Origin of the sequence: Microbacterium sp. LRZ72, assembly GCF_033792225.1 — a bacterium.
GTDB lineage: Bacteria > Actinomycetota > Actinomycetes > Actinomycetales > Microbacteriaceae > Microbacterium.
In genome coordinates this window covers 1-1157 of the sequence record NZ_JANGEX010000039.1, presented here as the reverse complement: position 1 = coordinate 1157, position 1157 = coordinate 1, and the positions used below count along the sequence as shown (strand labels likewise).

The following is a 1157-nucleotide window of genomic DNA, read 5'->3' as shown; positions in this document are numbered from 1 at the left end:
CCGCCTGCATCATGGTCTTGGCCTTCTGCTTGTCGGGTTCGCGGTAGGCGGCGATGATGCGCTGGTAGATGCCCCACGTTGCTTCGACCTCGACATGCTCCTCGATGGCGAACACGGCCTCGAGCCGGGCGCGCTGCTTGCCCGTGAGGAGCCCCGCACCGGTATGCAGGGTCCGGCGCGCGGCATAGAGCGGGTCACCGGATCGGCCACGATGACCGAGGGTGTCCTGTTGCACGCGCTGCCGACACCGGTCCAGGCCGTCGCCGGCGAGACGGACAACGTGGAACGGATCCATCACCGGGACCGCGTCGGGAAGCTCCTCGGTGGTAGCGGTCTTGAACCCGCTGAACCCGTCCATCGCGACGACCTCGACCCCGTCCCGCCACGCCTGCGGGCGTCCCGCGAGCCACTGCTTGAACACGGCTTTGGAGCGGCCCTCGACCATGTCCAACAGGCGCGCCGGGCCCGTCTTCTCGCGGGCAGGGGTGAGGTCGATGATCACGGTCACGTACTTGTCACCGAACCTCGTGTGACGCCAGACATGCTCGTCGACCCCGACCGTGGTGACCCCATCGAACCGGGCAGGATCATCGATCAGGACCCGCTTGCCCTCGGCGATGATCGCGCTGTTCGCCGTATGCCACGACACGCCAAGACTCGCCGCGGCGCGGGAGACGGTGAGATGGTCAACGACGATGCCCTCCAGCGCCCACCGCACACCGCCGCGGGAGAGCTTCGCCCGCGCAGGCGCCGCCCTCGAGGTGTCCTGCCGCCAGGTCCGCGTGCACCCCGAGCAGCGGTAGCGGCGCACCCGCACCACCAGCGTCGTCGGGCGATGCCCGAACGGTTCATGCGCGAGACGCCGGACGACCGTGTCCCGCGCCAGACCCTCGCACCCGCACGACCGGCACCACCGGTCCAGTTCGATCACACGGCACTCCAGCACCGCACGATCTGGTTCGAGCCGCTGCCCCACCGCCTCGAGGCCGAGCTCCTCGAGACGGCAGAACGTGGTCAGATCGGGATCATCGAAGCTAGCGTTGGACACGTCGGGGTCTTCCGGTTGGCGAGCGTAGGAACTTCCATCCTGGAAGACCCCGACGCCCACCCCGCCAACGCCACGCGCACCCCGACTACACCGTCAATTACGAAGAGCC

At 68.5% G+C, this 1157-nt stretch carries 1 protein-coding gene; it reads right to left on the bottom strand.

Translation table 11 applies throughout. The annotated features are described in order from the left end of the window. Positions 1-1048: ISL3 family transposase (locus tag M4I32_RS15150; RefSeq protein WP_319035313.1), on the bottom strand; the 1048-nt coding region annotated here is incomplete at its 3' end. Positions 1049-1157 lie beyond the last annotated feature (109 nt).